We start from the raw sequence: 23,005 nt of genomic DNA, 5'->3' as shown, positions 1-23,005 counted from the left end.
GCGAAGAGGCCGGCACTGCAGGAACAAAAAAAGGGGCCAGAAACTGGCCCCTTCTTCACATCAGCTCAGCCTAGAAAGCGAAGCATGAGCAACCCAGCGCCCCCCAGAAGCCCTGGAAGTCATTCACCGGCACACTCGACTTACGTGCCTTGTCATGGCTGTGCGCATGCACTCCGCATGGCCCCGAGCACTGGTGCACGGCTGCTGCCAGCGATGGCGTACCGACGCGCCAGTGCCCTGGCACCTTGGCCACTGGCGACCACTCCGGCAGCACAGGTACCTGCGGTGGACCGAGGCGATCGAACTCGCCCGCTGCATACACGACTTTGCCGTCAACGACCGTCAGCACCGACTCGATGCCCTTGATCGCTTCCTCATCGACGCTGAAGAAGTCCAGCGAAAGCGCCGCCAGGTCGGCCAGCTGGCCCACCTTGATCTGGCCCTTCTTGCCCTGCTCGCTGGAGAACCAGGCGCTGCCCTGGGTGAACAATTGCAGCGCGGTGTCGCGGCTCAGGCCTTCCGGATACAACTCCATGCCACCCACCGTCTTGCCGCTGACCAGCCAATACAGCGAAGTCCACGGGTTGTAGCTCGATACGCGGGTGGCGTCGGTACCAGCACCCACCGGCACGCCCATCTCGAGCATGCGCTTGATCGGCGGCGTCTGCTCAGCCGCCTTGGCGCCATAACGGTCGACGAAGTATTCACCCTGGAAGGCCATGCGGTCCTGGATGGCGATACCGCCACCCAGCGCTCGCACGCGTTCGATGTTCTGCGGGGTGATAGTTTCGGCGTGGTCGAAGAACCACGGCAGGCCGTTGAACGGGATGTCGCGGTTGACCTTCTCGAACACGTCGAGCATGCGCGTGATCGATTCGTTGTAGGTGGCGTGCAAGCGGAATGGCCAGCGTTGCTCGACCAGGTGGCGCACCACCGGTTCCAGCTCTTCTTCCATGGTCTGCGGCAGGTCCGGGCGCGGTTCGAGGAAGTCCTCGAAGTCGGCGGCGGAGAACACCAGCATCTCACCAGCGCCGTTGTGGCGCAGGAAATCGGTGCCGCTGTGCAGCTTGACGCTGGAGGTCCACTTGCGGAAGTCGTCGAGCTCTTCCTTGGGCTTCTGGGTAAACAGGTTGTAGGCGATGCGCACGGTCAGCTGGTTGTTGTCGGCCAGCTCCTGGATCACTGAGTAGTCGTCGGGGAAGTTCTGGTAGCCGCCGCCGGCGTCGATGGCGCTGGTCAGGCCCAGGCGGTTCAGCTCGCGCATGAACTGGCGGGTGGAGTTGACCTGGTATTCCAGCGGCAGCTTCGGCCCTTTGGCCAGGGTCGCGTAGAGGATCATCGCGTTGGGGCGGGCGATCAGCATGCCGGTCGGGTTGCCGAACTTGTCGCGCTGGATCTCGCCACCCGGCGGGTTTGGCGTGTCCTTGGTGTAGCCGACAGCCTTGAGCGCGGCGCGGTTGAGCAGCGCGCGGTCATACAGGTGCAGCAGGAATACCGGGGTATCGGGCGCGGCCTGGTTGATTTCTTCCAGGGTCGGCATGCGCTTCTCGGCGAACTGGAATTCGTTCCAGCCACCAACCACGCGCACCCACTGCGGCGTCGGCGTACGTGCGGCCTGGTCTTTGAGCATGCGCAGGGCATCGGCCACCGACGGCACGCCTTCCCAGCGCAGTTCCAGGTTGTAGTTCAGGCCACCGCGGATCAGGTGCAGGTGCGAGTCGTTCAGGCCAGGGATCACCGTGCGCTGCTTGAGGTCGATGATCTGCGTGGCTGCGCCCTTGTGGGCCATGGCCTCGGCGTCGTTACCCACGGCGATGAAGCGGCCGTCCTTGATGGCGACGGCAGTGGCGGTGGGCTTTTCGCGGTCAACGGTGTGCAATTTGCCGTTGAACAGAATCAGGTCGGCGGTCATGGAGCCTCCTTGGGTGGATGCGTGGGCGGAACCGGCTTGGCCGGTGAAGGGCAATGCAGACCAGAGGGCGCCGGCAGCTCCCAGCACGGTGCTGGTGGCGAGGAACTGGCGACGGGTCTTGTCGTTGCGGTCCTGGGGCATGGGCTTCTCCGTCTGGGGGGCGGCGGCAGGCGCAACTGCGGAGCATGCCGGTTGATGCAAGGCCAGGGATTGCACGGATGTGCGGTGGGTCGTAGAAGGTTAGCCCTGTTCGAAATCTGTGCTGCCTGGGCTGGCCTATTCGCGGGACAAGCCCGCTCCTGCAGGAGCGGCCTTGCCCGCGATCGCCACCCACTACTGCTGCTGGAGGAACCCCAGCAAGTCTTCATTCAGCTGCTGCGCATGAGTCACGGCAAACCCGTGTGGCGCGCCGGCATACACCTTCAGCTCGGCCCCGCGAATCAGCTCCGCAGCCTGCTTGCCGGTAGTTTCAAATGGCACGATCTGGTCGTCGTCACCATGGATCACCAGGGTCGGCACATCGATCTTGGCCATATCCGGGCGGAAATCGGTCTCCGAGAACGCAGTCACGCAATCGAGGGTGCCTTTGATCGACGCCATCAGCGCAATGTTCAGGGTCTGGGTCTGGACGCCCTGGGACACCTGCTGCCCGTGGTTCAGGCCATAGAACGGTGTGGCGAAATCTGCGATGAACTGCGCCCGGTCTGCACGCAGGCCGGCGCGGATACCTTCGAATACCGACAGGTCGACCCCTTCAGGGTTGTCTTCACGCTTGCCGAACACCGGTGTCACCGCGCCCAGCAGCACCAACCCGGCCACCCGCTCGCTGCCGTGGCGGGCGATATAGCGGCTGACATCGCCACCCCCCATCGAAAAGCCCACCAGGGTCACGTCACGCAGGTCGAGGTGTTCGATCAGCTGGGCAATGTCGTCGGCGAAGGTATCGTAGTCGTAGCCGGTCCACGGCTGGCTCGAACGGCCGAAACCACGGCGGTCGAAGGCGATGGCGCGGTAACCGCGGCTGGCCAGGAACTCCATCTGCGAATCCCACATGTCGGCGTCCAGTGGCCAACCGTGGCTGAACAGCACCGGTTTGCCGCTGCCCCAGTCCTTGTAATAGATCGAAGTGCCGTCGCGGGTAACGAGCGTAGTCATGTCGGTATCTCCTTGAAAGTCTGAAGGTGAAGGCGTGGCTCAGCCGCGCAGCCAGTTGGCGCAGCGACGGGTTACCCAAGGCATGATGTAGAACACCACGGGCAGGATGACGAACAGGTTGACGATGAGGTTGCCGCTGATCGGGCCGCCTAGGTGCGGGAAGCGCGCAAACAGCGGCGCCAGCAATTGCGGGATGACCAGGGTCATCGGGCAGATCACCAGGTAGGTCAGCAGCGCCTGCTTCCAGCGTGGCGGTTGCGCCGCGTTGACGCTCGGCGGGGTGAACCAGAACTCCGGGTCGTCGTGCACCTGGGTGTGGTCACCGCCTTCGAGCAGTGGCAGCACTTCGTTGACCAGCGCCTGGCGCTCGGCCGAGTTGACCCAGGCCTGCAGCAGGCTGGCGTCGGCGAAGCGCACCACGGTGGTGAAGTGCAGCCCGCCCTGGTCGGGACGGATGACGTTGACGTCCAGGTGCCCCGGCTGGCGGCGTGCGGTGCTGACCGTACGCTTGAGCCACGCTTCGTAGGTCGCCAGCGACTCGGCGCGAACCTTGTGCTGGATGACCAGGGTCACCACATTGCGGTTGTCCTGGAGTGCGGTGTTCATCGGCGTTCCTTGGGATGAGCTTGCCCGCATCCACTGTGCAACGGCGGACGGGCGGAGGATTGAATGGGTGTGCTGCCCGTGGCGGGCACCGCCTGGCGGTGCCCGGGGAGCGGCTTACTTGTTGGCGTTGAAGGCGTTGTAGCTGGTCATCAGGTTGCGGTAGTCCGGGATGTGGTTGGAGCACAGCGCGGCCAGCCCTTCGATGTCGTTGCGCCAGTCGCGGTGCAGCTCACAGGCCACGCCGAACCAGGTCATCAGTTGCGCACCGGCCTGGCTCATGCGGTCATGGGCGGCGTCGCGGGTCATGGCGTTGAAGGTACCGGAGGCATCGGTCACCACGAACACGTCGAACTCTTCTTCCAGGGCCGACAGCGCCGGGAAGGCCACGCAGACTTCAGTCACTACACCGGCAATGATCAGCTGCTTCTTGCCAGTGGCCTTCACCGCCTTGACGAAGTCTTCGTTGTCCCAGGCATTGATCTGGCCTGGGCGGGCGATGTACGGCGCATCCGGGAACAGTTCCTTCAGCTCAGGTACCAGCGGGCCGTTGGGGCCTTGCTCGAAGCTGGTGGTGAGGATGGTCGGCAGGTTGAAGAACTTGGCCAGGTCGGCCAGGGCCAGGACGTTGTTCTTGAACGCGTCCGGTTCGATGTCGCGGACCAGGGACAGCAGGCCAGCCTGGTGGTCGACCAGCAGGACAGCGGCGTCGTCTTTGTTCAGGCGGTTGTATTTGAAGTTGGTCATTTGGGTAGCTCCTAAGGGGTTTTGAATTTCAGTAAGTGGGGTGTTTCGCGTTGATGGGAGAAGATTAAAACCATCACCTTTGGAGCGGTAGATAGTGGTTTTTGGCTTTAGCGTTCCATTTAAGGAACGATCTGTTGGCAGTGGATTTGCTGGCCTCATTGCTTGCCTGAGCAAGCTGCTCTATTACTACGCACAGCCCTCCCCTCACCCCCGAGACCACCATGCTGGCGTTCATCCAGTCGTCCCCGTTGTTGCTCGGCACCGCCCTGATCCTGCTCGACCTCGTGCTCTGGCAGTTGATCCCGATCCAGCGCCTGGCCTGGCGCATCGGCACGCGGCTGGCGATCTTCCTGCTGTTCAGCGCGGTGCTGGTGGCCGCCGGGATGAGCCCGCTGCAACCGCCGCCGTGGCCCGACGATGTAGCGCGCAACCTGATCGCCACGGTGTTGGCCATCGGCTGGTGGCTGTTTGGCGCGCGCACGGTGACGGTGGTGTTCGGCCTGCTGCTGGTGGCCCGTGGCAGCCACGGTGGGCGCCTGCTGCAGGATGTGCTGGGGGCGCTGATCTTCCTCGCGGCCGTGGTCGCCGCAGCGGGCTATGTACTGCAATTGCCGGTGAAGGGCCTGCTGGCAACCTCCGGGGTGATGGCCATCGTCATCGGCCTGGCGCTGCAGAGCACCCTGGCCGACGTGTTCAGCGGCATCGTGCTGAACACCACGCGGCCTTATCAGATTGGCGATTCGATCTCCATCGACGGCACCGAGGGCAAGGTGCTGGATATCGACTGGCGCGCCACACGCCTGCTCACCGGCAGTGGCAGCCTGGCGGTGATCCCCAACTCGGTGGCGGCCAAGGCGCGGCTGCTCAACCACAGCCGCCCGGCCGATGTGAACGGGGTATCGATCAGCGTGGTGGTGCCGGCCAAGGTACGCCCCAGGCGGGTTTTCGATGCGCTGGAAAAAGCCCTGCAGGGCACCAGCGCGATCCTCGCCTCACCCAAGCCCAAGGTCTCGGTGAAAGCCTCGACGCTTGAATCGGTGGAGTACGAAGCCAGCGGTTTCATCGCCGACATGGGCGGCAAGACCGATGCCCGCAACCAGCTGTTCGACCTGGCGCACCGCCATCTGGAGGCCAATGGCGTGATGTGGAACGTCGACCTGGCCATGCCGCCCCGCAGCCGCCAGCGCGAAGTGCTGGACGAGGTGCGGGTGTTCCGCTCGCTGAGTGGTGAAGAGCGGGATGCCTTGAGCCAGCGCATGACCGCGGTGGAGTACCTGGCCGATCAGGTGATTCTTGAGGTGGGTGAGCAGTCCGAGCACTTGCTGGTGATTGGCAGCGGCGTGGTTTCGGCGTCGGTGCGCGATGGCGACAAGCTGCTGGAGGCCGGGCGCATGGGGCCGGGTGAGGTGCTGGGGATCGAGGGGATCATTGATGAAGATCACTCGTTTGCCGAGTTCCGCACGCTGACCAGTTGCGTGCTGTACCGCATCGACAAGGCGCAGGTGAAGAGCTGCCTGGTGCAGCGGGGTGAGGTGCAGACCGCGCTGAGCAAGCTGCAGCGGTTCCGGCGGCAGAGCCGGGAGTCGCTGTTGCTGCAGAAGCCGGTTTCGATCAAGAAAGGCGGCTTCCTCAGCTGGTTGCACAAATGACCTGCCACGCGCTCCTACAAAAGCAGTTAAGGCCTTACAGGACCACTCTCAGGCACTGCCCCGCGTGGTACAGCGAGAACCCGGACTCATAGAACGCGGTCCGCAGCGACGGCGCACTTACCCCGGTCATCGGTGAGAACGGGATCGGCAAGCTGTCCGCCTCGCCCTTCAGCAGGAACTCGGCAAACGCCCGGCCAATTACGGTCCCGGTGGTGTTGCCGCGGCCGTTATAGCCCGTCACCGCCACCAGCCCCGGCGCCGGCTCGAACAGCCGCATCAGGTGGTCCGGCGTGAAATCGATGCAGCCGGTCCAGTGCATTTCCCACTCGACCTTGCCCAGCTCCGGGTAGTAATGGCTCTGGATCCGGTCGGCCCAGCTGCGCACGAACCAGGCCGGCTTGTTGTCGACACGGCCAAGGCTGCCCAGCAGCAAACGGCCCTGATCGTCGCGGCGGATGCTGCTGAGTACGGTGCGGGTGTCCCACGAGCCCTGGCCGTGCGGCAGCACCTTGTCGGCTGCCGCGCCGTGCAGCGGCTTGGACGCCACCTGGTAGTAGTAGCCACGGAAGAACTGCTTCTGCAGGTTGCTCCAGTCGCCTTCGGTGTAGGCACCCGTGGAAATCACCACTTTCTCGGCGCGCACCGAGCCACGCGCGGTCTTCACCCGCCAGGCATCGCCATCGCGCTCAAGGCCTTCGACCGAGGATTGCTGGAACAGCTTGCCGCCCAGGCGCACCACGGCGGAGGCCAGGCCCTGGGTGTAGCCCATCGGGTTGATGGTGCCGGCGCGGCGGTCGAGCAGCGCGGCGGAAATCTTGTCGGTACCGCAGTATTCCCGGCATTGGGCGCCGGTCAGCAGTTCGACGTCGGCACCGCGGCGGCGCCATTGCTCGTGGCGGGCCTCGAGGTCGGCGATACCGGTGGCGTTGTGCGCCATGTGCAGCGTGCCTTTGTGCTGGGCCTGGCAGTCGATGCCGAGGCGCTCGATCATGGCGAACACATCAGCCGGGGCTTCACCCAGCACCTTGTTCAGGCGGCTGCCCTGCTTCTGGCCCAGGGTCGCCTCGACGTCGTCGGGGCGGATCCAGGTGCCAGCGTTGACCAGGCCGACATTACGCCCGGAGCCACCGTGGCCAATTTTCCAGGCCTCCAGCAGGATCACCGACTTGCCCTGTTCGAGCAGGTGGATGGCCGCCGACAGGCCTGTGATGCCGCCGCCGATCACGCAGACATCGGCCTTGTGTTCACCGGCCAGGGCCTGGCTGGCGACAGTCGGTTGGCTGACGTGTTCCCACAAGCATTGTTGACGCAGTTCGGACATGGCCCGGCTCCAGCAGTGTTGTTCTTGTTGGGGCTGCTTTGCAGCCCATTCGCGGGCAAGCCCGCTCCCACAGGGACCTCACAGTTTCGAAGGCTGTGGGGACCCTGTGGGAGCGGGCTTGCCCGCGAACCGGGGGCGAAGCCCCCGGCCATGCGGCATCAATCCATCAGTCGAACACGATACCCTGCGCCAGCGGCAGCTCGCGCGAGTAGTTCACGGTGTTGGTCTGGCGACGCATGTAGCCTTTCCAGGCATCGGAACCGGACTCACGACCACCGCCAGTCTCCTTCTCGCCACCGAACGCCCCGCCGATCTCGGCGCCGCTGGTGCCGATGTTGACGTTGGCGATGCCGCAGTCGCTGCCCGAAGCACTCTGGAAGCGCTCGGCTTCGCGAATGTCGGTGGTGAAGATGCACGACGACAGGCCTTGTGGCACTTCGTTGTTCAGGCGCAGGGCCTCTTCGAAGTCGTCGTAGGCCAGCACGTAGAGGATCGGCGCGAAGGTTTCATGGCGCACCACGTCGCTCTGGGCCGGCATTTCAGCAATGGCAGGCGACACGTAGTAGGCGTTCGGGTACTGCTCGGCCAGCTGGCGCTCGCCGCCAAATACCTGACCACCCTCGTCACGGGCCTTGGCCAGTGCACCCTGCATGGCATCGAACGACTGCTTGTCGATCAGCGGGCCGACCAGGTTGTCCTTGCGTGGGTCACCAATGCGCACCTTGCCGTAGGCGGCTTTGACGCGGGCAACCACTTCGTCCTTGATCGAGCGGTGCACGATCAGGCGACGCAGGGTGGTGCAGCGCTGGCCGGCGGTGCCGACCGCAGAGAACAGGATGCCGCGCACGGCCAGGTCGAGGTCAGCGCTCGGGGCCAGGATCATGGCGTTGTTGCCACCCAGCTCGAGGATGCTGCGGCCGAAGCGGGCGGCCACACGCGGGCCGACTTCGCGGCCCATGCGGGTGCTGCCGGTGGCGCTGACCAGCGGTACGCGTGGGTCGTCGACCATGGCCTCGCCAGCTTCACGGCCGCCGATCACCAGTTGCGCCAGGCCAGCCGGGGCATCGCCGAAGGCTTTCAGGGCTTTTTCGAACAGCGCCTGGCAAGCCAGGGCGGTCAGCGGGGTCTTCTCGGACGGCTTCCACACCACCGAGTTACCGGCCACCAGGGCCAGCGCGGTGTTCCAGGCCCACACCGCCACCGGGAAGTTGAAAGCGCTGATCACGCCGACCACGCCCAGCGGGTGCCAGGTTTCACGCATGTGGTGGCCCGGGCGCTCGGAGGCGATGGTCAGGCCGTACAGCTGGCGCGACAGGCCGACGGCGAAGTCGCAGATGTCGATCATTTCCTGCACTTCGCCCAGGCCTTCCTGGGTGATCTTGCCGGCTTCGATCGAGACCAGCTCGCCGAGGTCGGCCTTGTGCTCACGCAGCACTTCGCCGAACAGGCGCACCAGCTCGCCACGGCGCGGGGCCGGCACGCTGCGCCAAGCCTCGAAGGCGCTCTGGGCCTGATCGATACGGGCGATGGTCTCGGCCTTGCCGAGCAATTTCACCTTGGCGATCTGGCTGCCGTCGATCGGCGTGTGAACAGGGTAGTCGCCCTGGGTGTAAGCCTCGGCGGCAACGCCAAGGCGCTCGAGCAATCCAGCAACCATTTGTGCTTCTCCTACATCGGGTGATGGGGTGGAAAAATGATGTGGATCAGTATTAATCCGATCACACCGGTGCAACAAACGACCTTTATTCCGCTTATCATTCCGTCAGGTAATGATTTGAGCCGCAGAGACCGCTATGTCCAAACGCCTGGTGCCCTCCATGACCGCCCTGCAGTGCTTTGAAGCTGCAGCCCGTCACCTGAGCTTTACCCGCGCCGCCGAAGAGCTGCACCTGACCCAGAGTGCGGTCAGCAAGCAGGTGGCGCAGCTCGAAGAGATGCTGCGCCACCACCTGTTCCTGCGTATCCGCCGGCGCCTGCAACTCACGCCCGCTGGCAGTCTGTACCTGGCCGAGGTCAACAAGATCCTCACCCAGGTCGACATGTCCAGCCGCTACGTGCTCACCTACGGCGAGCAGACCGAGATATTGAAAGTAGCCACTCAACCGAGTTTTGGCGTGCGCTGGCTGATCCCGCACCTCAAGGGCTTTGGCAAACGCCACGCGAACATCCACCTCGACATCCGCAACGAGATGGAGCCGTTCGCCCTGCTGCAGGGCTCGGCGGACGTGGTGTTCTTCTACGGCCAGGGCACCTGGCCGGGGGCTACCTGCGTGGAGCTGTTCGGCGAGGAGGTGGTGCCGGTGTGTGCGCCGGAGTTGCTGGCCGGGCGTGAGCTGGGGGATGCGCGCGAGTTGGCGGACATGGTGCTGCTGCAGAGCACGTCGCGGCCGGAGGCCTGGCATGAGTGGTTCCTGGAGCTGGGGTTGCACAGTGTCAGCGCCTACCACGGGCCGCGCTTCGACACGTTCTACATGGCGCTGAGCGCGGCGCAGGCGGGGTGCGGGGTGGCGTTGGTGCCGCAGTACCTGGTGGCCAAGGAGCTGGCTGAGGGTAGCTTGGTCATGCCGTGGAATCATGCGATGCGCAGTGCCGGCAAGCATTACCTGGCCTACGCCGAGCATGCGGCTGAAGTGCCCAAGGTGCGGGCATTGGTGGAATGGATTCGCGAGCAGCTTCAGGCTTGAGATTGCCGGGGCCGAAGGTCGATCAATAATGGAATGACTGGCTCACTTTTTTTCGCTTGTGGGCCAAGTGCATTCCCAGCTTTCATGTAAGCGTCCGAACCTACCCAGGAAGCTAGCGATGCCCGCCCACGATTTCGTCAGCCCCGACAGCATCCGCGCGCAGTTCTCTGCCGCCATGTCGCTCATGTACAAACAGGAAGTGCCGCTGTACGGCACGCTGCTGGAGCTGGTAAGCGAAATCAACCAGCAGGTCATGGCCGAGCAGCCCAAGGTGGCCGAGGCCCTGCGCTGGACCGGTGAGATCGAGCGCCTGGACCAGGAACGCCACGGTGCCATCCGCGTCGGCACAGCCGAAGAGCTGGCAACCATCGCCCGCCTGTTCGCGGTGATGGGCATGGCGCCGATCGGCTACTACGACCTCAGCTCCGCTGGCGTGCCGGTGCACTCCACCGCGTTCCGCGCCGTGCACGAGCAGTCGCTGCACGTCAGCCCGTTCCGCGTGTTCACCTCGCTGCTGCGCCTGGAGCTGATCGACAACCTGCCACTGCGTGAGCTGGCCCAGGGCATTCTGGCCAAGCGCAAGATCTTCACCGCTCGCGCGCTCGAACTGATTGCCCAATCCGAGCACGATGGCGGCCTGAACGCAGCCGATGCCGACGAGTTCGTCCGCGAAGCCTTGCACACCTTCCGCTGGCACCAGGATGCCACGGTGACTGCCGAGCAGTACCAGCAGCTGCACGACCAGCACCGCCTGATCGCCGACGTGGTGGCCTTCAAGGGTCCGCACATCAACCACCTGACCCCACGCACCCTGGACATCGACGCGATCCAGGTCGGCATGCCGGCCAAGGGCATCCCGCCGAAAGCCGTGGTCGAAGGCCCGCCGACTCGCCGCCACCCGATCCTGCTGCGCCAGACCAGCTTCAAGGCGCTGCAGGAGAAGGTTGCGTTCAGCGATCACCAGGGTAGCCACACCGCACGTTTCGGCGAGATCGAACAGCGTGGCGCAGCGCTGACGCCGAAGGGCCGCCAGCTGTACGACAAACTGCTCGATGCCACCCGCGCGGCCTTGGGTGGCGCACCCGCCGAGGCCAATGCCGAGCGCTACAGGGCACTGCTGCAGGAAAGCTTCGCAGCATTCCCGGATGACCTGGCGCAGATGCGTGAGCAGGGGCTGGCGTACTTCCGCTATTTCGCTACGGAGAAAGGTCTGGCGGAGCGCGACCTGAAGGATCGCCCGACCACGCTGGAAGGCCTGATCGACGCCGGCCATGTGCACTTCGAGGCACTGGTGTACGAGGACTTCCTGCCGGTGAGTGCGGCGGGGATCTTCCAGTCGAACCTGGGGGATGAGGGCCAGGCCGAGTATGGCAGCAATGCCAACCGCGAGGCCTTTGAAGCGGCGCTGGGGCTGCAGGTGCAGGATGAACTGGCGCTGTATGCGCAGAGCGAGCGGCGCTCGTTGCAGGCCTGTGCCCAGGCGCTGAACCTGGGTTCGATGTAAGGCTCAGGATTGCCGGGGGCGCTTTGCGCCCCTTTCGCGACACAAGGCCGCTCCTACAAAGGCAGCGCGCACTCCTGTAGGAGCGGCCTTGTGTCGCGAAAGGGCTGCGAAGCGGCCCCCCTGCAATCTCAGCGGAAGCGGTCCACTTCCTGGCGCAGCTGCGCCGCCAGCCCTTCCAGCTCCCGTGCGGTAAAGGCCAGCTCATTGGCCACGTCCCGCTGCTCGCTGTTGGCCTGGGCAATGCTCTGCAGGTTGCGGCTGAGCACCGTCGCCGTGCTGCTCTGCTCCTGGGTCGCCGTGCTGATCACGGCAAACTGCTCACCCGCCGTACGGCTCTGCTCATCGATCCGTGCCAGCGCCTCGGCAACCTTGTCATTGCGCGCCAGCCCTTCCTGCATCAGCTGATTACCCTGTTCCAGGGTATTGATGGCGTGCCCGGTCTGCTGCTGGATGCTGGTGATCATCCCGGAAATCTCATCGGTTGCCTGGCGCGTGCGCGCGGCCAGCCCGCGCACCTCATCCGCGACCACGGCAAAGCCACGGCCCTGCTCACCGGCCCGGGCAGCCTCGATGGCGGCGTTCAGCGCCAGCAGGTTGGTCTGCTCGGCAATCGCAGTAATTACGCTGATGATGCCGCCAATCTCCTGCGAGCGGGCGCCCAGGCTGTCCATCACCGTGGCGGTACCGCCCAGCGCTTCGGCAATCTGCCGTAGCGAGCTCGACGCTTCGTCCATGGCACTGCGGCCGATGCGGGTCTGCTGGGCGTTGTCGCGGGCCATGCGCTCGGTACCGGCCATGTTGTCAGCGATGTTCATCGAAGTCGCACTGAACTCCTCCACCGCACCGGCCATGCTGGTGATCTCGCCGGACTGCTGGTCCATGCCTTCACAGGCACCGGTCGACAGCCCGGACAGCGAACGCGCACGGCTGCTGACCTGCTCGGAGGCACTGCGAATGTGCTCGACCATGGTCGCCAGCGCCTCGCCCATCTGGTTGAAGCTGCGCGCCAGCTGGCCGATCTCGTCATGGCTGGTCACGCTCAGGCGCGCATTCAGGTCGCCGGCACCCAGTGCCTCGGCCTGGCGTACCAGGTCATCCAGCGGCCGCAGCTTGCGGCGCAGCAGCCACAGGGTGGCGGCCACGGCCAGCAGCATCGCCAGCAGGCTGCCGATGGCCAGGCGCATGCCGACGCTCCAGGTCACCTCGCGGATTTCCGCCTTCGGCATGCTGGCGACCACGGTCCAAGGGCCCTCGGCGAACGGCGCGCTGGCGCTGAACAGGTCCTGGTCGGCATTGGCCGGCGGCACCAGCCATTGGCCTTTTTCATCGCGAATGGCCAGGGAGCCGGTCTCACCGATCCGGAAGCGCTTGAGGTTGGCGAACTGGGCGTTCTGCGCGTCGGTGTAGTCGAAGCCGACGAACAACACCGCGATCACCCGGCCGCTGCTGTCGCTGACCGGCACGTAGCGGGTCATGTAGTTGCGTTCGAACAGCACGGCACGGCCGACGTACATCTGCCCGGCCAGCAGCTTGGTATAGGCCGGGTGCTGGCGGTCGAGCTGGGTGCCGATGGCGCGGGTGCCGTCCTGCTTCTTGAGGTTGGTGCTGATGCGCACGAAGTCATCGCCGCTGCGCACGAACAGGGTCGCGATACCGGCGGTCATCTGCTGGAATTCGTCGACCACCTGGAAATCGTTGTTCAGCAGCCGATCGCCCAGGTACAGGGCGGGCGTGTTCTGGCCTGCGACCTGCACGGTCTCGCCAGCGTGCAGCGACAGGCCCGAGGCGAAGCGGCGCTCGAACAGGCCGCTCAGGCGCTGGGTGTTGTCCTTGAGCGAACCGTGGAAGGTATCGAGCTGGTCGGCCAGCAGCCGCGCTTCGCTGGCCAGGTGGGCCTGGCGGGTGGCGAGGTTGGCGTCGTCCAGCGCACGCAGGGCGAACAGGGTACTGCCGGAAATCACCAGCGCCAGCACGACGGCGAGGGCGACACCGAGTTGCGAGGCAATTCGGGCACGCGGTTGAGACATGAAGAAGCTCCTGGCAAGAGGCCGGGATCGTCCCTGATCACGCTGACCTCCCGCTTGTTATAGACGGGAAATCGCGCCCTCTTCCGGGACGCTGGTGCCAGTAGATCGGCGTCGCTCTTGAATACTTGAGTGTCGGGCCGGGGTATTCGCAAACGTTTTCCTTTTGCCTGTACCGGCCTCTACGCGGGGCAGTGAGGCAATCAAAGGGCTGCCAGGATTTCCACCACAGGCAGGTCGACCGCTGCTGCCTCTTCCTGCAAAAACAAGCTCAACCGCCGCAACCGCTCCCCGCCTGGCCGGGTCCGCGGCCACACCAGGTAATAATCCATGCCACTGGGCACCGCCGTTGGCCATGGCAGGCTCAGTCGCCCCTGGGCCACATCCTCGGCGACCATCAGCAAGTCGCCCATCGAAATACCGTAACCCCGCGCCGCCGCGATCATGCCCAGCTCCAGGGTATCGAACACCTGCCCGCCCTTGAGCGAGACTTTGTCGCTGAGCCCCATGCGCTCCAGCCATTCGCGCCAGTCACGCTTGTCGGGGGTCGGGTGCAGCAGCTCGATACCGGCCAGCCGCCTCTCGTCCCACGGCCCCTCCTTCAGCAGGTCTGGCGCCCCCACCGGGATCAACAGCTCGGAAAACAACCGACGCACCTCCCAGTCCGCCGGGAACACCCCGTCGCTGAGCAGCACCGCGCAATCGAACGGCTCCTGATTGAAGTCCACATGGTCGACATCCATCCAGGCACTGGTCAGCTGCACCTCGTTGCCCGGTTGCAGGTGCCGAAAGCGGCTCAGCCGCGCCAGCAGCCAGCGCATGGTCAGCGTCGACGGTGCCTTCATGCGCAGGATGTCATCCTCCCCGCGCAAGGTATCGCAGGCCCGCTCCAGCGCCGCAAAGCCTTCACGCACACCGGGCAGCAGCACCCGTGCCGCCTCGGTCAGTTGCAGGCTGCGACCACTGCGCACGAACAGCCGGCAGGCGAAGTGCTCTTCGAGGGTGCGGATATGCCGGCTCACCGCGCTCTGGGTGATCGACAGCTCTTCACCGGCACGGGTGAACGAGCTCAGCCGCGCAGCTGCTTCGAATGCGCGCAGTGCATACAGGGGAGGCAGCTGGCGGGACATGGGGCACCTGTCGTCCGGGGATAGGAATGGAATGCTCAGAATCATATATGCATGAGTTCAACTCATGCCAACCATCGCTTTTATCCTTTTGTGCAAAGTTGACCGAAGCCTCAGAATCGTCCCTCGCTCACAGGATCAGGCACAAGGACCACACCCATGCATGTAGCGCCCACCACAGAACTCAAGGCTTTGCTGCGCCTGGCCGGGCCGCTGATCGCCTCGCAGTTGGCGCACATGCTGATGGTGCTCACCGACACCCTGATGATGGCCCGCATCAGCCCGCAGGCCCTGGCCGGCGGCGGGCTGGGCGCGGCGAGCTATTCGTTCGTGTCGATCTTCTGCCTGGGCGTGATTGCTGCAGTGGGCACCCTGGTGGCGATCCGCAAGGGCGCCAACGACATCGAGGGCGCCACCCGCCTGGCGCAGAACGGCCTGTGGCTGGCCTGGGGCCTGGCGCTGGTGGCGGCACTGGTGCTGTGGAACCTGAAACCGGTGCTGTTGCTGTTCGGCCAGCAGCCGGAGAACGTCAACTCGGCAGCCGAGTTCCTCACCCTGCTGCCACTGGCCCTGCCCGGCTACCTGACCTTCATGGCCCTGCGCGGCTTCACCAGTGCGCTGGGGCGCTCGACCCCGGTGATGGTCATCAGCCTGGTCGGCACGGTGCTCAACTACCTGTTCAACGTCGCCCTGATCGAAGGCATGTTCGGCCTGCCGAAGCTGGGCCTGATGGGCATTGGCCTGGTTACCGCGGTGGTGTCGATGGGCATGGCCATCGCCTTGGCGCTGTACATCCGCTGGCACCCGGCCTATGCCGACTACCCGCTGCGCAAAGGGCTGTCGCGCCCTTCGCTGCCAGCCCTGCGCGAGCTGTGGCGGTTGGGACTGCCGATTGGCGGCACCTACATGGTGGAAGTCGGGCTGTTCGCCTTCGCCGCGCTGTGCATGGGCGTGCTGGGCAGCACGCAGCTGGCGGCGCACCAGGTTGCCCTGCAGATCGTCTCGACCGCGTTCATGGTACCGACCGGGCTGTCATATGCAGTGACCATGCGCGTAGGCCTGTACTACGGCGCTGGCAACCTGCTGGCCGCACGCAGCGCCGGGCGGGTGGGAATCGGCTTCGGGGCGACGATCATGTTTGCCTTTGCGGCGTTGTTCCTGCTGCTGCCGGAGGCGCTGGTGGGGCTGTTCATCGACCGTAACGACCCCGGCTTTACCGCGATCTATCAGCTGGCGGTGCAGTTGCTGATGGTGGCGGCGTGGTTCGAGCTGTTCGATGGCATGCAGACCATTGCCATGGGTTCGATCCGTGGCTTGAAGGACGCCAAGACCACCTTCCTGATCGGGCTGTGCTGCTACTGGCTGGTAGGGGCGCCGAGTGCCTGGCTGTTCACCTTTACCCTGGGTGGAGGGGCCGTGGGGGTGTGGTGGGGGCTGGCACTGGGGCTGGCCTGTGCCGCGGTCGCGCTGACCATCGGCTTCGAGTGGCGGATGAAGCGGTTGCTGGGCAAGGCCGGGGTTGGGGCTGCTGTATCGGCCTGACTGGAGGGCCCTTTCGCGGCGGTTCGACGCCTCGATAAACCCGCGAAGAGGCCCCTAGAGGGCGGCTACGAGCTGTCGCTCCGACGCCTGCAGCAGATATTCCATCAGCTCTTCTACCGGCAGCGGCTTGCTGACCAGGAACCCTTGCACCTGGTCACAGCCAAACCCGCGCAGCAAGGCCATCTGTTCCGGGCTTTCCACACCCTCGGCCACCACCTCCAGGTTGAGGTTGTGCGCCAGGTTGATCATGGCGTGCACCAGCTTGCGGTTCTCTTCGCGCATCTCCATCTCGGCAACGAAGCTGCGGTCGACCTTGAGCAAGGTGATCGGCAGGCTGTTCAGGTGCACGAACGACGAGAAACCGGTACCGAAGTCGTCCAGCGAGAAGCGCACCCCCAGCCGCCCGAGGGCGTCCATGGTCTGGCGCACCAGCTCGTTGCGGCGCATTACCGCCGTTTCGGTCAGTTCAAATTCCAGCCAACGGGCATCCACACCGTGCTCGATGATCAACCGGCTCAGGGTGGCCAGCAGCTGGCTGTCCTGGAACTGGCGGAAACTCAGGTTCACCGCCATGTGCAGCGGCGCAAGCCCCTGCTCGCGCAGCGCCTGCATGTCACGCAGGGCACGGGAAATCACCCAGTAGCCCAGCGGCACGATCAGCCCGCTCTGTTCGGCCAGCGGCACGAACTCGCTGGGCGGCAGCAGGCCGCGCTCGGCATGGCGCCAGCGTACCAGGGCCTCGAGGCCGACGATGCGCCCATCGGCCAGGTTCAGCCGCGGCTGGTAGTGCAGCTCCAGTTCGTCGCGGCGCAGCGCCCGGCGCAGCTCGCTTTCCAGGTCGGCCAGGCTGCGCGCGTTGCGGTTGATGCGTTCGTTGAACACGTGGAAGGTACAGCCCTGGCTGCCCTTGGCCTGGCGCATGGCGATGTGCGCATGCCACATCAGCGGGTCGGGCCCGCCCTGGGCACGGGCGTGGGCCAGGCCCAGGCTGCAGCCGAGCAGCAGGCTTTCGCCGTCGATCCAGTAGGGTTCGGCCAGCGCCTCGACGATGCGCTCGGCGATCCATTCGGCGCGGTTGGCATCGCGGCGCGTGTCGATCAGCAGGGCGAATTCATCGCTGCCCAGGCGCGCCAGCTGGTCACCGGCTTCCAGTTGCTGCTTGAGGCGCGCCACCACTTGCAGGATCAGGCGGTCGCCGCACTGATGGCCAAGGGCGTCGTTGACATGGCGGAAGTTGTCCAGGTCCAGGTGGCCGAGGGCCACGCCGCGGCCTTCGTTCTCGGCCAGGCGCGTGGTCAGCAGGGCCTGGAAGCCTTGGCGGTTGGCGATGCCGGTCAGTGGGTCCTGCTCGGCCAGGCGCTGCAACGTGGCCACCAGCACACCACGCTCACGCACATGGCGCAGCGAGCGGCGCAGGGCATCGACGTTGAGCTGGTCGCGTACCAGCCAGTCACTGACGCCAGTGGGCGACGTCTCAGGTTCATGGTCGAGCAACAGAATGGTCGGCAGTTCACAGCGCCCGGGGGCAGGCTGCAATGCCGGCGTGGCCAGCACCACGGCCTGGCGATCATGGCTGAACAGGGTATCGACTGCCGCCCAGTTCGGCGCGGTCAGCAATACGGCGCTACCGTCAAGCGGCAGCAGGCATTCGCGTAATAAGGCGGCCCATTCCGGCTCATCAGCCAACAGCAGCAAACGCAAAGGTTCGACAGGCGTGGACAAGCGGGCTCCTTAAGGCTCGAAAGGTGTAGCGTTGGATGTCGGACATGCTACTGCATAAATGAAAATGATTTTCACTTTTAGACATATCCTTTGCCTACAGTGCCTCCCGTCGCATTTTGACGTGCATCCTGCGCGAAAGTCGTCAAACCGGCAATTACGATTTTTCCGGTGAATAGCATTAGTTTCACTAATGCTTAGCCCTGAACAAAAGTCTGACTCAAACGTCAGACGGTCGCGCCACAAGTGGCCCATGCCTGTTAGAATGCGCGGCTATTTTCTGGCGACCCCCGGTTTCTAGCATGTCCCGACTCAATCCCCGGCAACAGGAAGCCCGTGACTACGTCGGCGGCCCTCTATTGGTGCTCGCCGGTGCTGGCTCGGGCAAGACCAGCGTGATCACGCGCAAGATTGCCCACCTCATCCAGAACTGCGGCATCCGTGCCCAGTACATCGTGGCGATGACCTTCACCAACAAGGCCGCCCGCGAGATGAAGGAGCGGGTCGCCACCCTGCTGCGTCCGGGGGAAGGCCGGGGCCTGACGGTGTGCACGTTCCACAACCTGGGCCTGAACATCATCCGCAAGGAACACGAGCGCCTGGGCTACAAGCCGGGCTTCTCGATCTTCGACGAATCCGACATCAAGGCCCTGCTGTCGGACATCATGCAGAAGGAATACTCCGGCGACGACGGCATCGACGAGATCAAGAACATGATCGGTGCCTGGAAGAACGACCTGATCCTGCCCGCCGAAGCGCTGGAAAAGGCGCGCAACCCGCGCGAGCAGACCGCCGCCATCGTCTACACCCACTACCAGCGCACGCTCAAGGCGTTCAATGCGGTGGACTTCGACGACCTGATCCTGCTGCCGGTCAAGCTGTTCCAGGAGCACCCCGACGTGCTCGAACGCTGGCAGAACCGCGTGCGCTACCTGCTGGTGGACGAATACCAGGACACCAACGCCAGCCAGTACCTGCTGGTGAAGATGCTGATCGGCATGCGCAACCAGTTCACCGTGGTGGGCGATGACGACCAGTCGATCTACGCCTGGCGTGGCGCGCGCCCCGAGAACCTGATGCTGCTCAAGGAGGACTACCCCTCCCTGAAGATCGTCATGCTCGAACAGAACTACCGCTCCACCAGCCGCATCCTTCGCTGCGCCAACGTGCTGATCGCCAACAACCCGCATGCTTTCGAAAAGCAGCTGTGGAGCGAGATGGGCGTGGGCGACGAGATCCGCGTGATCCGCTGCAAGAACGAGGAAGCCGAGGCCGAACGCGTGGCCATGGAGATCCTCACCCTGCACCTGCGCACCAACCGTCCTTACAGCGATTTCGCCATCCTCTACCGCGGCAACTACCAGGCCAAGCTGATCGAACTGAAGCTGCAGCACCACCAGGTGCCGTATCGCCTGTCGGGCGGCAACAGCTTCTTCGGCCGCCAGGAGGTCAAGGACCTGATGGCCTACCTGCGCCTGTTGGTGAACCCGGACGACGACAACGCCTACCTGCGGGTGATCAACGTGCCGCGCCGGGAAATCGGCTCGACCACCCTGGAAAAGCTCGGCAACTATTCCACCGAGCGCGGCATCTCGATGTACGCCGCCAGCGAAGAGCTGGGCCTGGGCGAGCACCTGGACGCCCGCTACACCGAGCGCCTGCAGCGCTTCAAGCACTGGCTCGACGGGGTGCGCCACAAGGTCGCCCTGGAAGACCCGATTGCCGCGCTGCACGAGATGATCCGCGACATCGACTACGAGAACTGGATCCGCCAGCAGACCGCCAGCGACAAGGCGGCGGAGTTCCGCATCAGCAACGTCTGGTTCCTGGTCGAAGCGCTGAAGAACACCCTCGAGAAGGACGAAGAGGGTGACATGACCATCGAGGACGCCATCGGCAAGCTGGTGCTGCGCGACATGCTCGAGCGCCAGCAGGAAGAGGAAGAAAACGCCGAAGGTGTGCAGATGATGACCCTGCACGCCTCCAAGGGCCTGGAATTCCCTTACGTGTTCATCATGGGCATGGAGGAGGAGATCCTCCCCCACCGCTCCAGCATCGAGGCCGACACCATCGAAGAGGAACGCCGCCTGGCCTACGTGGGCATCACCCGCGCGCGCCAGACCCTGGCCTTCACCTTCGCCGCCAAGCGCAAGCAGTACGGTGAGATCATCGACTGCACGCCGAGCCGGTTCCTTGATGAATTACCACCGGACGACCTGGCCTGGGAAGGCCTGGACGACGCGCCGGTCGAGGTGAAGGCCGCTCGCGGCAACAACGCCCTGGCCGATATCCGGGCGATGCTCAAACGCTGATCAACCCTTATTCTTTAAATCTGCCGCTTTCAGCGGCCACCTTTGTTACATCGAGGAATACCACAGTGGAAGCACTGCATCAGAAGATTCGCGAAGAAGGCATCGTGCTTTCCGACCAGGTTCTCAAAGTCGACGCGTTTCTCAACCACCAGATCGACCCGGCGCTGATGCAGCTGATCGGTGACGAGTTCGCCCGCCTGTTCGCCGATGCCGGCGTGACCAAGATCGTCACCATCGAAGCCTCGGGCATTGCCCCGGCGGTGATGACAGGCCTGAAGCTGGGCGTACCGGTGATCTTCGCGCGCAAGCACCAGTCGCTGACCCTGACCGAGAACCTGCTGACCGCCTCGGTGTACTCCTTCACCAAGCAGACCGAGAACACCGTGGCCATCTCGCCGCGCCACCTCAACAGCAGCGACCGCGTGCTGGTGATCGACGACTTCCTGGCCAATGGCAAGGCATCGCAGGCGCTGATCTCGATCATCAAGCAGGCCGGTGCGACCGTTGCCGGCCTGGGCATCGTCATCGAGAAGTCGTTCCAGGGCGGCCGTGCCGAGCTGGACAGCCAGGGCTACCGCGTTGAATCGCTGGCCCGGGTGAAGTCGCTGGAAGGTGGTGTGGTCAGCTTTATCGAGTGATGGCCATTGGGGCCGCTTTGCGGCCCATCGCGACCTGCGGTCGCTCCTACGAAGGAACGCGATCCCCTGTAGGAGCGACCGCAGGTCGCGATGGGCTGCAAAGCAGCCCCGGCGATCGTCAGGTAGCCGCCAACCCCGCCAGCAACAACCGCTGATACAGCTCTTCCTTCAACCCCTGCGGCTTGTCGAGCTGCATCCGCACCAGGTGCGCCTCATACCCTTCCGGCCCCGGCGCCTCCAGTGCCGCCTTGCCCAGCTCCAGCACTTCGCTCAGCTTGAACTTGCTCTTCAACCAGTTCAGCGCCCGCAACAGATCCCGTTCTTCTGCCGTGAAATCCGTGCCCAGCGGATACTCCGGGAACAACCGTGCATGCCGCGCCTTGATGGCCTCCAGCCGCTCTGGGGTGTTGTCGGCAAAGCGCGCATCCAGCTGAAAGTCCCTGGATAGCTTGCCGGCACGCTTGGCCTGCTCCATCAACTCGCCCTGAAAGCGCGAATCACTCACCGCCAGCAGCCGCGCAATCACCTCGCTGTCGGTCTGCCCACGCAAATCGGCAATGCCGTATTCGGTCACCACGATATCGCGCAGGTGGCGGGGGATGGTGCAGTGGCCGTAGCGCCAGAACAGGTTGGACGTCACCTCCCCACCCGACTCGCGCCAGCTGCGCAGCAGCAGGATCGAGCGCCCGCCCTCCAGCGCATGGCCCTGGGCAACGAAGTTGTATTGCCCGCCGACCCCGCTCAGTACGCGCCCGTCCTCCAGCTGGTCGGCCACCCCGGCGCCAAGCAGGGTCATGCCGAACACCGTGTTGACGAAGCGCGCATCGCGGCGCTGGCGGCGCTTGAGGTCTTCCTGGCCGTACAGTTCGTTGATGAAGCTGATGCGGGTCATGACGAACCGGCCACGCTGCTCCAGCGGCATCTCGCGCAAGCGCTGGTAGAACGCCTGCGGGCCGAGGAAGAAGCCGCCATGCACCAACACGCCGTGCTCATCCGCCGGGCGCCGCACCACACCGGCCTCGACCAGCGCCAGCAGGCCGTTGACGAACATTTCGCTGCAGCCGTAGAGGCCCTGGGCGAAGGCATCCAGGCCCCCTTCCCGCTCGATCAGCGCTTGCCATGGGCCGACGTCCAGCTCGTCGAGCAGCGCACGATAGCCTTCGTTGTCACCCTGGCGCGCCAGCAACGCTGCTGCCAGCGCATCCCCCATGGCGCCGATGCCGATCTGCAGGGTGCCACCGTCACGCACCAGTGTGCTGGCGTGCAAGCCGATGCAGTGGTCCTGGGTGGTAACCGGCATGTTCGGGGTAGAAAACAGCCGGCGCTGCTCCGCTTCGTCGATCAACAGGTCGAATGCGTCGATCGGCAACTCCGCATCGCCCGGCATGTAGGGCAGTTCGGTATGCACCTGGCCGAGCATGAGGATGGTTTCACCTGTTGCACGCCGCTTGGCGATCATCGGCTGCAGGTCGAGGGTGATGTCGGGGTTGCAGGCCAGGCTCAGGTGGACGGGCTTCTCCGGCGTGGCGGCGACCAGCTGGGCGATCAGGTTCAGGCCCTTGGCGTTGATGTCGCGCGCGGCATGGCTGTAGTTGCTGCTGATGTAGTCCTGCTGGGCGGTTTCGCTGTGCAGCAGGCTGCCGGGTTGCATGAAGAACTGCTCGACACGGATGTTCGGCGGCAGGCTGTCGTTGCGCAGATCGGCGAGGTAGGTGAGCTCTTCGTAATCGGCGAACACACGCTCGACGAAGGGCTCGAGAAACCGCCGCTGCAGGCCGTCGCCCAGGGGTGGCCTGCCAAGCGAGAGCGCGGTGTAGATCGTCAACCGTCGCTCCGGCAGCTCGCGGACCCGGGCGTACAGTGCGTTGACGAAGGCGTTGGGCTTGCCCAGGCCCAGCGGCAGCCCCATGTGAATGTGGGCTGGCAACCGGGAGAGGACCTGCTCGACGGCCTGGTCGATGGAGCAAAGGTGCATCGGGGCCTCCTGAATCATCCATGGGGTCAGGGGTTGGACATGGGCTCAAGCGGGTTGGTTGCCTGTACCGTCCCTTTCGCGGCTAAAGCCGCT

At 64.7% G+C, this 23,005-nt stretch carries 16 protein-coding genes and 1 pseudogene; 6 read left to right on the top strand and 11 right to left on the bottom strand.

The genetic code is table 11. The annotated features are described in order from the left end of the window. Window positions 1–70: 70 nt before the first annotated feature. The 4 genes from ACIPZ8_RS12780 to ycaC form a co-directional block, all read right to left on the bottom strand. A complete protein-coding gene (locus ACIPZ8_RS12780; protein WP_400723380.1) occupies window positions 71–2,053 on the bottom strand; it encodes an amidohydrolase in 1,983 nt (660 codons plus the stop codon). Between the two features lie 192 nt (window positions 2,054–2,245). Next, window positions 2,246–3,067 (bottom strand): alpha/beta fold hydrolase, encoded by an 822-nt coding sequence (locus tag ACIPZ8_RS12775; protein ID WP_400723377.1) that lies wholly within the window; start codon window positions 3,065–3,067, stop codon window positions 2,246–2,248. Between the two features lie 39 nt (window positions 3,068–3,106). Then, window positions 3,107–3,673 (bottom strand): antibiotic biosynthesis monooxygenase, encoded by a 567-nt coding sequence (locus ACIPZ8_RS12770; protein ID WP_400723374.1) that lies wholly within the window; start codon window positions 3,671–3,673, stop codon window positions 3,107–3,109. A gap of 114 nt (window positions 3,674–3,787) precedes the next feature. Further along, a complete protein-coding gene (ycaC, locus tag ACIPZ8_RS12765) occupies window positions 3,788–4,417 on the bottom strand; it encodes an isochorismate family cysteine hydrolase YcaC (protein ID WP_085676453.1) in 630 nt (209 codons plus the stop codon). Window positions 4,418–4,638: 221 nt separating this feature from the next. Here ycaC and ACIPZ8_RS12760 point away from each other — a divergent pair, with 221 nt between their 5' ends. Then, complete coding sequence (locus ACIPZ8_RS12760; protein ID WP_400723371.1) at window positions 4,639–6,066, top strand: mechanosensitive ion channel domain-containing protein; 1,428 nt, start codon at window positions 4,639–4,641, stop codon at window positions 6,064–6,066. Between the two features lie 34 nt (window positions 6,067–6,100). On the opposite strand, the gene ACIPZ8_RS12755 is transcribed toward ACIPZ8_RS12760, so the two are convergent. Beyond that, a complete protein-coding gene (locus tag ACIPZ8_RS12755; protein WP_400723368.1) occupies window positions 6,101–7,387 on the bottom strand; it encodes an NAD(P)/FAD-dependent oxidoreductase in 1,287 nt (428 codons plus the stop codon). A gap of 166 nt (window positions 7,388–7,553) precedes the next feature. Beyond that, complete coding sequence (locus ACIPZ8_RS12750) at window positions 7,554–9,044, bottom strand: aldehyde dehydrogenase family protein (RefSeq protein ID WP_103448501.1); 1,491 nt, start codon at window positions 9,042–9,044, stop codon at window positions 7,554–7,556. Between the two features lie 136 nt (window positions 9,045–9,180). Here ACIPZ8_RS12750 and ACIPZ8_RS12745 point away from each other — a divergent pair, with 136 nt between their 5' ends. Next, window positions 9,181–10,071: a LysR family transcriptional regulator gene (locus ACIPZ8_RS12745; RefSeq protein WP_400723365.1), complete on the top strand. Its 891-nt coding sequence runs from the start codon at window positions 9,181–9,183 to the stop codon at window positions 10,069–10,071. Between the two features lie 118 nt (window positions 10,072–10,189). Beyond that, on the top strand, window positions 10,190–11,575 hold the full coding sequence (locus ACIPZ8_RS12740; RefSeq protein ID WP_400723362.1) for a VOC family protein: 1,386 nt from the start codon (window positions 10,190–10,192) through the stop codon (window positions 11,573–11,575). A 128-nt stretch (window positions 11,576–11,703) separates the two neighbouring features. Here the strand turns inward: ACIPZ8_RS12740 and ACIPZ8_RS12735 are convergent, their stop codons facing one another. From ACIPZ8_RS12735 to ACIPZ8_RS12725, 3 genes and pseudogenes are all read right to left on the bottom strand, one after another. Then, window positions 11,704–12,426 carry a methyl-accepting chemotaxis protein gene (locus ACIPZ8_RS12735; protein WP_371915561.1) on the bottom strand — a complete coding sequence of 241 codons (723 nt, stop codon included), beginning with the start codon at window positions 12,424–12,426 and terminating at the stop codon, window positions 11,704–11,706. A gap of 135 nt (window positions 12,427–12,561) precedes the next feature. Then, window positions 12,562–13,602, bottom strand: a pseudogene (locus tag ACIPZ8_RS12730) (Cache 3/Cache 2 fusion domain-containing protein); the annotation flags it as partial. A 200-nt stretch (window positions 13,603–13,802) separates the two neighbouring features. Beyond that, window positions 13,803–14,729, bottom strand: coding sequence for a LysR substrate-binding domain-containing protein (locus ACIPZ8_RS12725; protein ID WP_400723359.1), 927 nt, complete (start codon window positions 14,727–14,729; stop codon window positions 13,803–13,805). Between the two features lie 156 nt (window positions 14,730–14,885). Here ACIPZ8_RS12725 and ACIPZ8_RS12720 point away from each other — a divergent pair, with 156 nt between their 5' ends. Continuing rightward, a complete protein-coding gene (locus ACIPZ8_RS12720) occupies window positions 14,886–16,268 on the top strand; it encodes a NorM family multidrug efflux MATE transporter (protein ID WP_400723356.1) in 1,383 nt (460 codons plus the stop codon). A 54-nt stretch (window positions 16,269–16,322) separates the two neighbouring features. On the opposite strand, the gene ACIPZ8_RS12715 is transcribed toward ACIPZ8_RS12720, so the two are convergent. Then, the gene (locus tag ACIPZ8_RS12715; protein ID WP_400723353.1) at window positions 16,323–17,990 is read right to left on the bottom strand and encodes a putative bifunctional diguanylate cyclase/phosphodiesterase; all 1,668 of its coding nucleotides are present in this window, start codon (window positions 17,988–17,990) and stop codon (window positions 16,323–16,325) included. Between the two features lie 299 nt (window positions 17,991–18,289). On the opposite strand from ACIPZ8_RS12715, the gene rep reads away from it, so the two are divergent. Then, a complete protein-coding gene (gene rep, locus ACIPZ8_RS12710) occupies window positions 18,290–20,299 on the top strand; it encodes a DNA helicase Rep (RefSeq protein WP_027917001.1) in 2,010 nt (669 codons plus the stop codon). Between the two features lie 65 nt (window positions 20,300–20,364). Continuing rightward, on the top strand, window positions 20,365–20,937 hold the full coding sequence (locus ACIPZ8_RS12705) for a xanthine phosphoribosyltransferase (RefSeq protein ID WP_003253535.1): 573 nt from the start codon (window positions 20,365–20,367) through the stop codon (window positions 20,935–20,937). Between the two features lie 118 nt (window positions 20,938–21,055). Here ACIPZ8_RS12705 and ACIPZ8_RS12700 read toward each other — a convergent pair whose 3' ends face one another. Next, window positions 21,056–22,912, bottom strand: coding sequence for an acetyl-CoA hydrolase/transferase C-terminal domain-containing protein (locus ACIPZ8_RS12700; RefSeq protein ID WP_400723350.1), 1,857 nt, complete (start codon window positions 22,910–22,912; stop codon window positions 21,056–21,058). Window positions 22,913–23,005 lie beyond the last annotated feature (93 nt).

This window comes from Pseudomonas sp. NPDC089422 (assembly GCF_044749405.1).
Taxonomy (GTDB): Bacteria; Pseudomonadota; Gammaproteobacteria; order Pseudomonadales; family Pseudomonadaceae; genus Aquipseudomonas.
This window is presented reverse-complemented; position numbering and strand designations above follow the sequence as displayed.

Excerpts from the sequence above, each read along its gene's own strand:
- ACIPZ8_RS12780 (WP_400723380.1), bottom strand. The coding sequence starts at position 2,053 with ATGCCCCAGGACCGCAACGACAAGACCCGTCGCCAGTTCCTCGCCACC.
- ACIPZ8_RS12775 (WP_400723377.1), bottom strand. The coding sequence starts at position 3,067 with ATGACTACGCTCGTTACCCGCGACGGCACTTCGATCTATTACAAGGAC.
- ACIPZ8_RS12770 (WP_400723374.1), bottom strand. The coding sequence starts at position 3,673 with ATGAACACCGCACTCCAGGACAACCGCAATGTGGTGACCCTGGTCATC.
- ycaC (WP_085676453.1), bottom strand. The coding sequence starts at position 4,417 with ATGACCAACTTCAAATACAACCGCCTGAACAAAGACGACGCCGCTGTC.
- ACIPZ8_RS12760 (WP_400723371.1), top strand. The coding sequence starts at position 4,639 with ATGCTGGCGTTCATCCAGTCGTCCCCGTTGTTGCTCGGCACCGCCCTG.
- ACIPZ8_RS12755 (WP_400723368.1), bottom strand. The coding sequence starts at position 7,387 with ATGTCCGAACTGCGTCAACAATGCTTGTGGGAACACGTCAGCCAACCG.
- ACIPZ8_RS12750 (WP_103448501.1), bottom strand. The coding sequence starts at position 9,044 with ATGGTTGCTGGATTGCTCGAGCGCCTTGGCGTTGCCGCCGAGGCTTAC.
- ACIPZ8_RS12745 (WP_400723365.1), top strand. The coding sequence starts at position 9,181 with ATGTCCAAACGCCTGGTGCCCTCCATGACCGCCCTGCAGTGCTTTGAA.
- ACIPZ8_RS12740 (WP_400723362.1), top strand. The coding sequence starts at position 10,190 with ATGCCCGCCCACGATTTCGTCAGCCCCGACAGCATCCGCGCGCAGTTC.
- ACIPZ8_RS12735 (WP_371915561.1), bottom strand. The coding sequence starts at position 12,426 with ATGGCCGGTGCGGTGGAGGAGTTCAGTGCGACTTCGATGAACATCGCT.
- ACIPZ8_RS12725 (WP_400723359.1), bottom strand. The coding sequence starts at position 14,729 with ATGTCCCGCCAGCTGCCTCCCCTGTATGCACTGCGCGCATTCGAAGCA.
- ACIPZ8_RS12720 (WP_400723356.1), top strand. The coding sequence starts at position 14,886 with ATGCATGTAGCGCCCACCACAGAACTCAAGGCTTTGCTGCGCCTGGCC.
- rep (WP_027917001.1), top strand. The coding sequence starts at position 18,290 with ATGTCCCGACTCAATCCCCGGCAACAGGAAGCCCGTGACTACGTCGGC.
- ACIPZ8_RS12700 (WP_400723350.1), bottom strand. The coding sequence starts at position 22,912 with ATGCACCTTTGCTCCATCGACCAGGCCGTCGAGCAGGTCCTCTCCCGG.